The organism is Jeotgalibacillus marinus, from assembly GCF_040801915.1.
Taxonomy (GTDB): domain Bacteria; phylum Bacillota; class Bacilli; order Bacillales; family Jeotgalibacillaceae; genus Jeotgalibacillus; species Jeotgalibacillus marinus.
Genome location: NZ_JBFMIA010000023.1, coordinates 22897 through 31843, shown reverse-complemented (window position 1 = coordinate 31843; position 8947 = coordinate 22897). Strand labels below are relative to the sequence as shown.

Here is an 8947-nt window from a genome sequence, read left to right as displayed (position 1 = left end):
ATGCGTTGGTTCGAATCCAGCTAGCCCAGCTTAAGCGGGAGTAGTTCAGTGGTAGGACACCACCTTGCCAAGGTGGGGGTCGCAAGTTCGAATCTCGTCTTCTGCTCCATTTTTTTGGCGGCATAGCCAAGCGGTAAGGCAGAGGTCTGCAAAACCTTTATCACCGGTTCGATTCCGGTTGCCGCCTCCAAAAAAAATTCTTATTAAAAATATGAATATATTTTTTATAACTCTAGACGTGCCGATGTGGCGGAATTGGCAGACGCGCACGACTCAAAATCGTGTTCCTTCGGGAGTGCCGGTTCGACCCCGGCCATCGGTATCAAATAAGCCTTAATTCTCGGCATCCAAGCGGATTTTCTTGCATTTGGATGCTGTTTTTTGTGGAAAAAGAAACGAATTGATGGGACACGAATTAGGTATCATAGAACTACGGATAGGTAACGCATATTAACGGCAGGTGCTCATTGAAATTAAATCGTGAAGTAAGGAGACTATAACTTATATACACTCAGATGAAATAAAGTAGATTATGTATCTAATTTTATTTTTTGTCGGAAACTGTTGACGCTTTATTAAGAAAATGATAATATTATATTCGTTGCTGATGCGGGTGTAGTTTAGTGGTAAAACCTCAGCCTTCCAAGCTGATGTCGTGAGTTCGATTCTCATCACCCGCTCCAATACATAGCCAACGCAGTGTTTCGTTGTTCGCCAACGAAGCATTGCGTTTTTTCTATTTTAACAAAAATGGTATTTACACATTGTTTACAATAAAAAAACGAGTGTATCCACACTCGTTTTTTAAGAAGGTTGATTGGTTAGAATGTCAACTTCCGCAGTTCCTCCATGTACTTGAATAAACATGTTTTTAAGAGAGTCTGTAAGTTTAATCTGATCTTTTGGAGATAAACTTGGGCGCAGATAAACGATTTGAATAGCATCAGTTGTTTTTTTATTTACAGCGGTTCGTGTAGAATCGACAAAAGGGCTGCCGAATGGGCCTGAATCGTCTACAGATACGAGTATGCTTTCAACTGACATAAAACGTCCATTTAGCCCGTCATAGGCTTCCTGGGATTCTCCAAGACGTAGGGAGATGTCACCGTTTATTTTACTTACATCGTAAAGTCCAATTGGTGATTGATACTCAAGCGAAAAAAAATTGTTGATATCAATGGCTGAATGAACGCTTTTTAAGTAATTTTGTTTTTTGATTCGTCGGTAAAGTGCTTCTGCGCTGTGACGATATCGATTAGGGTCTTTGCCAAGCTTTTTGAAAATGGTTCGCCATTCTTTGATTCCTTCAAAGTCTGTAACGTTTTTATCTTGAAGTTCGAAGTAGATGGACTCTTGAAAAAGTTGAAGTCTTCCTTTGATCATTTGAGGGGAATCACTAACTTGGATTCCTTTGTAGTGGATAATGCCAAATGCAAATGGCTGTTCATGTTTTAGTAAAGATGGATGAATTGAAACATTCATATGGAAAACAACTCCTTAAGGTGTGTGGGAATAGTTTACCATAGGGATATGTTATACGTAATATGATAAGCATAATGACTAGAAGAGAGGAGGGTGTTAGGGATGGATTATACAGCTTTAAAAAAAGACATTATCGATCATGCTAAATCGCTTGGAATTGATAAGATCGGTTTTACCACAGCTGACGTATTTACCGAAATGAAAAATCATCTTATTCGTCAAGAAAAGCATGGTTTTCAATCTGGCTTTGAAGAGAAGGATATTGATAAGCGAGTGGATCCATCGCTAATATTTTCCAAACCGCGTTCGATTATTGCGATTGCTCTTGCCTATCCATCTAAAATGAAGGATGCTCCGCGCAGTGTGAGGGGGGCGCGTCGTGGGATTTTTGCGCGTGCATCTTGGGGAACGGATTATCATGCGGTTTTACGTGATCGTTTGAGTAAGCTTGAAGCATTCATTCAAGAACGTGTTCCAGAGGCTCGTTTCAGATCAATGGTTGATACTGGAGAGCTTGTGGACCGAGCAGTTGCGGAACGTGCTGGTATCGGTTGGAGCGGCAAAAATTGTTCAGTGATTACACCTGAGTATGGTTCGTACGTATACTTAGGTGAAATGATTACGAATCTTCCGTTTGAACCAGATGAGCCGATGCATGATCAATGTGGGTCGTGTAATAAGTGTGTAGATGTTTGTCCAACAGGTGCACTTGTACAAGGTGGGCAGTTAGATTCGCAGAAATGTATTGCGTTTTTAACACAGACAAAAGACTTTTTACCTGATGAATATCGTGCGAAGTTAGGCAATCGTATTTACGGATGTGATACATGCCAAACAATTTGTCCGAAAAATAAGGGGAAGGATTTTCATTTTCATCTGGAAATGGAACCCGATGGTGAAGTGGCTAAGCCATTGTTAGAGCCACTTTTAACGATTAGTAACCGTGAGTTTAAAGAGACATATGGGCATGTTTCAGGGTCTTGGCGTGGGAAAAAACCGATTCAGCGAAATGCGATTATTGCTCTGGCTCATTTTAAAGAAGAAAGTGCGCTGTCTACTTTAATTGAGGTCATGAATGAAGATGTGAGGCCTGTTATGCGTGGGACTGCTGCCTGGGCTATTGGTAAAATTGGTGGAGAAGGGGTAGAGGAAGCGCTACTTCATCAACGTGAGCAGGAGAAAAATGAAGAAGTAATTCAAGAGATAGATAAAGGTATAGCTCTTTTGAATAAGTAATCATGTAACCCAGTCAGTCACGTAGGATGGCTACAAGGGGTGATTAGGATGGCGTACAACCGTGGCAATGCGATTTTGTATGCAGAGAAGTGGTGGAATGGACGAAATCCCGCATATCATTCGTTTGAAGTTGATTGTACAAACTATATTTCTCAATGCCTTCATGCAGGTGGATGGACAATGACAGGCTATCCGAATCGATCGAAAGGCTGGTGGATGCGTCAAGAAACGTGGAGCTATAGCTGGTCTGTCGCACATGCGTTAAGATGGTATTTAGAAGGAACAGATCGGGCAAAAAGAGTGTCTCAAGCGAGTGAATTAAAGCTTGGTGATGTGATTTGCTATGATTTTGAAGGGGATGGAAGACTGAATCATACAACGATTGTAACTGCGATTCGTTCAGGTGTTCCGCTCGTTAATGCCCATACGAGCGATAGTCGAATGAGAAATTGGCAGTATACAGATTCGTCGGCCTATACAGACGCTATAAAGTATTACTTTTATACGATCACATGAAAAAATGATATAGTTAATAAGAGAAAAGTTGCTTGAGGTGAAAAGATTGGGAAATCATATTGTTTTATATCAACCAGAAATACCAGCAAACACAGGAAATATTGCACGTACATGTGCGGCAACAGGAACAACGCTTCATTTAATCCGTCCCCTCGGTTTTTCAACTGACGATAAAATGTTAAAACGGGCAGGGTTAGATTATTGGACATTTGTTGACATAAAGTATTACGACTCAATTGACGATTTTTTCAAAGAAAATGAACAAGGCGAATACTTCTTTTTGACGAAGTATGGAGAAAAGCCACATTCCACTTTTGATTATCGTGATCAACAAAAAGATTATTACTTTATTTTTGGTCGTGAAACGTCAGGCCTTCCAATGGACGTCATTGAGAAAAATAAAGACAAAGCGATTCGAGTACCAATGAATGACCACGTTCGCTCGCTTAATTTGTCAAACACAGCTGCCATTTTGGTGTATGAAGCACTTAGACAGCAGGATTATCCAGGATTAAAATAAGGGAATAACCGACACGACGATCAGTGATGATTGTCGTGTTTTTATGTTGAGCTTGTCAATTAGATAGAATATTCGATACACTAAAGAACATAATGCCATAAGGGGAGGGTTTTTATGAACAAAACGATTGAAACGTTAATGAACCATCGATCGATTCGTACATTTAAAAAAGAATCATTAAGTGAAAAACAAATAAAAACGATTGTTGAGGCAGCTCAAATGGCTTCAACGTCAAGTTTTATTCAAGCATACACGATTATTGGAATAACGGATAAAGAGAAGAAAGAGCAGTTGGCAAAGCTTGCAGGTGGACAGGATTATGTTGCTGAAAATGGACATTTCTTTTTGTTTTGCGCGGACCTTTACCGTCATTCCTTAATTGGTGAAATGGAAGAAGCTGATGTCATTTCATCGATTGAATCCACTGAAAAATTTATGGTAACAGTGATTGATGCTTCCCTTGCTGCACAAAATGCAGTAATCGCTGCTGAGTCGATGGGGCTTGGGATTTGCTATATTGGTGGGATTCGAAATGAGCTTGAAGAAGTAAACAAAGTGATTGATGCACCAGATTATGTCGTACCGCTCTTTGGATTAGCCGTGGGTGTGCCTGAACAATTGTCAGCTATTAAGCCAAGAATGCCGTTTACGACTATTTACCATGAAAACAGCTACAAGCATGAATCGAATGTGGTGAAAAAGCAACTCGAGGAATATGACCGAGAGATCTCTAGCTATTATGAAGAGCGAACAAATGGCATTCGTAAAGATAAATGGACAGAACAAATGGCGAAAATGCTCCAAAGAAAAAGCAGAATGTATATGAAGGAATATATAGAGGGGAAAAAATTAAATAGACGGTAAAATACAAGAAAAGCTGCCAAATGGGCAGCTTTTATGCTTTACATTAGTCTTTCGTTGTACCTGGCTTGTCATTATACCCAGCAGAAAAAATAGCTGCAAGGAATGTTACAGAAATACCTAAAATTAATACTGTCCCCACCGAAATGACCTCCTTAAAACGACATATATGAATACTACATTAAAGTATACCCGAATTCTCACTAGAAGTGAATCATCTAGTAGGCATTTTTATGGAGAATTGGCCAATGGCAGTATGTACGTGTGACATTCATCACCTTTTTATGATTGTCTTCATGTGAACAGCATTTTCCGCATACATTTGCAGAGAGGGTCAATAAGGAGGCGACGCGATTGGATATTCTAAGGAGAATGGCAGAATATAGACATGAAGAAGAGCATTTGAAGTGGGAAGGTAGTTTCGCTGAGTATGTGGAACTTGTAAAGGAAAGACCGTGGATTGCACAATCATCACACTCTCGTGTATTTAACATGATAAAAGACGCGGGTGTTGAAGAACGAAACGGTAAGAAAGATTACTTATTCTTTAAAAATCAGCTATTTGGGTTAGAGGATGCGTTGGAAAAATTAGTAGAAGAATATTTTCACCCAGCAGCTAGAAGGTTAGATGTGAAAAAACGAATTTTGCTTTTGATGGGACCTGTTAGTGGTGGGAAATCAACGCTTGTCACAATGATAAAAAGAGGGATGGAGGCTTATTCTAGAACGGATCAGGGGGCTGTTTATGCGATCAAAGGCTGCCCGATGCATGAGGATCCACTTCACCTCATCCCAATAGCGCTGCGAGATGATTTTCAAAAAGAATATGGAATTAGAATTGAAGGGAATTTATCCCCTCTAAATCTAATGAGGCTTGAGAAAGAGTTTGACGGAAGGATTGAAAATGTACCAGTCGAGCGGATCTTTTTTTCAGAAGATAAAAGGGTCGGTATTGGAACGTTTAGTCCGTCAGATCCGAAATCACAAGACATTGCTGATTTAACGGGTAGTCTTGATTTTTCAACGATTGCTGAATACGGTTCAGAATCAGACCCTCGTGCATACCGTTTTGATGGGGAGCTGAACAAAGCAAATCGAGGTGTGATGGAGTTTCAAGAAATGCTTAAATGCGATGAGAAATTTTTGTGGCATTTGCTTTCACTGACACAAGAGGGAAATTTTAAAGCGGGAAGATTTGCTCTTATTTCTGCTGATGAAATGATTGTGGCCCATACAAATGAAACCGAATATCGTTCATTTATTTCGAACAAGAAAAATGAGGCTCTACACTCTAGAATTATTGTCATGCCAATGCCATATAACCTACAAGTCACACAGGAAGAAAGAATATATGAAAAACTGATTTCAGAAAGTGATGTGTCAGGTGTGCACATTGCTCCTCATACCTTACGAATTGCTGCGATTTTTACAATATTAACACGCCTTAAAGAGCCAAAACGTAAAGATATCGACCTCATTAAAAAAATGCGTTTATATGATGGAGAATTAGTGGAAGGCTTCAACGATTCCGATATTCAGGAAATGAGAACAGAATACGAAGATGAAGGGATGAACGGAATTGATCCACGATTTGTGATCAACCGTATCTCATCGACAATTATTCGGAAAGAGGTATCCTCGATCAATGCTCTTGATGTCCTGCGATCGCTCAAAGATGGATTAGATCAGCATGCATCTATTACAAAAGAATTGAAAGAAGATTATTTAGGGTTTATTTCGATTGCAAGGCGCGAATTCGATGATATGGCGAAAAAAGAGGTGCAAAAAGCGTTTGTTTATTCATATGAAGAATCAGCAAAAACGCTTATGGACAATTATTTAGATAACGTGGAAGCTTACTGTCATAAATCGAAGTTGCATGATCCTCTAACAGGTGAAGAAATGACGCCAGATGAAAAGCTGATGCGTTCAATTGAGGAACAAATAGGTATATCTGAAAATGCGAAGAAAGCGTTCCGAGAAGAAATTCTGATTCGTATTTCAACTTATGCAAGAAAAGGTAAGCGTTTTGATTATCAATCACACGATCGATTGAAAGAAGCGATACAGAAAAAACTATTTGCTGATCTGAAAGATGTTGTCAAAATCACTACCTCATCTAATACACCTGATGAACAACAGTTGAAAAAAATGAACGATGTGATTTCTCGTTTAATCGATGAACATGGTTACAATACGACGAGTGCGAATGAATTGCTCAAGTACGTGGGTAGTCTTCTGAATCGATAGCTAGAACCCTATCTTCACATTAGTATGAATTAAAAAATGAGCTAGGGTGCGCCTAGCTCATTTTTTGATTTGTCCCTCGATATTTTAGCTCACGTACAACAGTACCAGTTGCAAGAAATACCATCATCCCTTCGCATAGTGTTTCAAAACCCCAATTGACACGAAGAATAGCATGTACTCCAAGCATACGTGCAAGGTCTTACATCTATCATGTCTGTGACCGAAAAAAGCTCACGGACGACATGGGTGCCATAAATACACACTAATCGCTTTTGCTACTAGTGTGTGTTGTTGTGACTAATATTAATTGAAACCTCCTTTGATCTGATCCGTATAATAAAGTAGAACGTTTAACAAGATCTATTTAGTGTAAAAGGTTATGAAGTTTAAATAGAAGGTAGGGTGAATAAATTGAAAACTTCTACTACGTTAAAATGGGTCTCAGGGGGACTAGAAGCCTTTTTTGCGATTCCTATACTGGGCGGTACAATTATTTTATCGATGGCGTGGGCCCCTCTTTGGATACTGCTCGCACTCCATATCGTCACGCTTATATTCTCCGTTAAAGATATGGAGTCAAGAACTGGTAGTATTTTAGGGATTGTCACATGTGTTGTGGGTGTTATTCCTTTTGTAGGCTTTGTCATGCACGTTGTAACATCTATCGTGCTACTCATTGATGCATCACGCACAACAGTACGTGAAAACGCTTAGTTCCTTTTACCGAAGAGCCTGTCATCGCGCACAGGTTTTTTTGTATTTCATTAAGATAAATCTTTCATTAATCGTATTGGGTACTTGATTATGTAGCGTATCCAGGGTGCTTTAGCCTATCGAACTGTTTTCTCTTTCAATATGCCTGTCAATATTCTGTCTTTCCAGCATACAATGATATACGAATGGAAGAAGGGAGAGCAGACCATGACTAAGGATGAACGGTCGTCCACGATCCTATCACAAGAAGATTGGTCCCTTCACCGACAAGGACAGGATGATCAAAAGAGGCATCAAGAAAAAGTTCAAGAGGCGATCAAAGATCAGTTACCGGAGCTTATTACTGAAGAAAATATCGTCATGTCGAATGGGAAGCAAGTCGTGAAAATTCCTATCCGGTCATTGGATGAATACAAAATTCGATATAATTACGATAAGAAAAAGCATGTAGGTCAAGGGGAAGGCGACAGTCAAGTAGGAGATGTGATTGCCAAAGGCAAACCAGAACCATCAAAAGGCGGCGAGGGAGCTGGTGACCAAGCGGGAGTGGATTACGTAGAAGCAGAGGTCTCCATGTTAGATGTGGAGGAGGCTCTTTTTAAAGAACTGTCACTGCCTAATTTAAAGCAGAAGGAAGAGTCAGAAGAAATCACGCGTGACATCGAGTTTAATGATATTCGAAACAAAGGGTTAACCGGAAACATTGACAAGAAAAAGACCATGATGAGCGCATTTAAACGAAATGCAATGTCAGGCGAACCTTCTTTTAATCCGATTTTGCCAGAAGATTTGCGTTATCGTACGTGGAACGAATCGATTGAGCGTGAGACAAAAGCAGTCGTGTTAGCTTTAATGGATACGAGTGGATCAATGGGAGCATTTGAAAAGTATGTTGCACGTAGCTTCTTCTTTTGGTTAACAAGATTTCTGCGGTATAAGTATGATCACGTGGAACTTCGCTTTATCGCACATCATACTGAAGCGAAGGAAGTGGAGGAAGAAACGTTTTTCTCTAAAGGAGAAAGTGGGGGAACAATTTGTTCATCTGCTTATCGTAAAGCAGTTGATCTCATTCAAAATGAATATCCAATTCATCGCTATAATATTTATGCGTTTCATTTTTCAGACGGTGATAATTTAACATCTGACAATCAAAAGTGTTTACCACTTATTGAACAACTATCTAGCATGTGTAACCTTTTTGGCTACGGGGAGGTTAATCAATATCAGCGCCAGTCCTCGCTTATGTCGATTTATAAAAAAATACCTGAAGACGTCCTTCGCTATTTTATTCTAAGAAGAAAATCAGATGTATTTTTTGCATTAAAGCATTTTTTAAGAGAAGAAGAAGTTATCTGATCATTGTTT

The 8947-nt window shown here is 39.5% G+C and carries 7 protein-coding genes, 4 tRNA genes and 1 pseudogene; 11 read left to right on the top strand and 1 reads right to left on the bottom strand.

Annotated elements, in window-relative coordinates:
• Positions 1-34 precede the first annotated feature (34 nt).
• From AB1471_RS15205 to AB1471_RS15190, 4 genes are all read left to right on the top strand, one after another.
• A tRNA-Gly gene (locus AB1471_RS15205) sits at positions 35-109 on the top strand.
• Positions 110-116: 7 nt separating this feature from the next.
• Positions 117-190, top strand: a tRNA-Cys gene (locus tag AB1471_RS15200).
• A gap of 50 nt (positions 191-240) precedes the next feature.
• Positions 241-322 (top strand) — tRNA-Leu (locus AB1471_RS15195).
• 287 nt (positions 323-609) lie between these two features.
• A tRNA-Gly gene (locus tag AB1471_RS15190) sits at positions 610-683 on the top strand.
• Between the two features lie 121 nt (positions 684-804).
• On the opposite strand, the gene AB1471_RS15185 is transcribed toward AB1471_RS15190, so the two are convergent.
• Positions 805-1482 carry a B3/B4 domain-containing protein gene (locus AB1471_RS15185; protein ID WP_367780613.1) on the bottom strand — a complete coding sequence of 226 codons (678 nt, stop codon included), beginning with the start codon at positions 1480-1482 and terminating at the stop codon, positions 805-807.
• A 102-nt stretch (positions 1483-1584) separates the two neighbouring features.
• Between AB1471_RS15185 and queG the strand changes: the two genes are divergently transcribed.
• From queG to yhbH, 7 genes and pseudogenes are all read left to right on the top strand, one after another.
• Positions 1585-2718 (top strand): tRNA epoxyqueuosine(34) reductase QueG, encoded by a 1134-nt coding sequence (gene queG / locus AB1471_RS15180; protein WP_367780612.1) that lies wholly within the window; start codon positions 1585-1587, stop codon positions 2716-2718.
• 45 nt (positions 2719-2763) lie between these two features.
• Positions 2764-3234: pseudogene (locus AB1471_RS15175) on the top strand (amidase domain-containing protein); the annotation flags it as partial.
• 46 nt (positions 3235-3280) lie between these two features.
• Positions 3281-3754: a tRNA (uridine(34)/cytosine(34)/5-carboxymethylaminomethyluridine(34)-2'-O)-methyltransferase TrmL gene (gene trmL, locus AB1471_RS15170; protein WP_367780611.1), complete on the top strand. Its 474-nt coding sequence runs from the start codon at positions 3281-3283 to the stop codon at positions 3752-3754.
• 114 nt (positions 3755-3868) lie between these two features.
• On the top strand, positions 3869-4618 hold the full coding sequence (gene nfsA, locus AB1471_RS15165; protein ID WP_367780610.1) for an oxygen-insensitive NADPH nitroreductase: 750 nt from the start codon (positions 3869-3871) through the stop codon (positions 4616-4618).
• Between the two features lie 369 nt (positions 4619-4987).
• The gene (locus tag AB1471_RS15160; RefSeq protein WP_437342374.1) at positions 4988-6865 is read left to right on the top strand and encodes a PrkA family serine protein kinase; all 1878 of its coding nucleotides are present in this window, start codon (positions 4988-4990) and stop codon (positions 6863-6865) included.
• A gap of 411 nt (positions 6866-7276) precedes the next feature.
• The gene (locus AB1471_RS15155) at positions 7277-7579 is read left to right on the top strand and encodes a hypothetical protein (protein WP_367780608.1); all 303 of its coding nucleotides are present in this window, start codon (positions 7277-7279) and stop codon (positions 7577-7579) included.
• A 207-nt stretch (positions 7580-7786) separates the two neighbouring features.
• Positions 7787-8938 carry a sporulation protein YhbH gene (gene yhbH / locus AB1471_RS15150; protein WP_367780607.1) on the top strand — a complete coding sequence of 384 codons (1152 nt, stop codon included), beginning with the start codon at positions 7787-7789 and terminating at the stop codon, positions 8936-8938.
• Positions 8939-8947: the final 9 nt, after the last annotated feature.

What these genes read in the sequence shown, in the direction of transcription:
- AB1471_RS15160 (WP_437342374.1), top strand. Translation starts at nt 4,988, where the DNA reads ATGGCAGAATATAGACATGAAGAAGAGCATTTGAAGTGGGAAGGTAGT.
- queG (WP_367780612.1), top strand. Translation starts at nt 1,585, where the DNA reads ATGGATTATACAGCTTTAAAAAAAGACATTATCGATCATGCTAAATCG.
- yhbH (WP_367780607.1), top strand. Translation starts at nt 7,787, where the DNA reads ATGACTAAGGATGAACGGTCGTCCACGATCCTATCACAAGAAGATTGG.
- nfsA (WP_367780610.1), top strand. Translation starts at nt 3,869, where the DNA reads ATGAACAAAACGATTGAAACGTTAATGAACCATCGATCGATTCGTACA.
- AB1471_RS15185 (WP_367780613.1), bottom strand. Translation starts at nt 1,482, where the DNA reads ATGAATGTTTCAATTCATCCATCTTTACTAAAACATGAACAGCCATTT.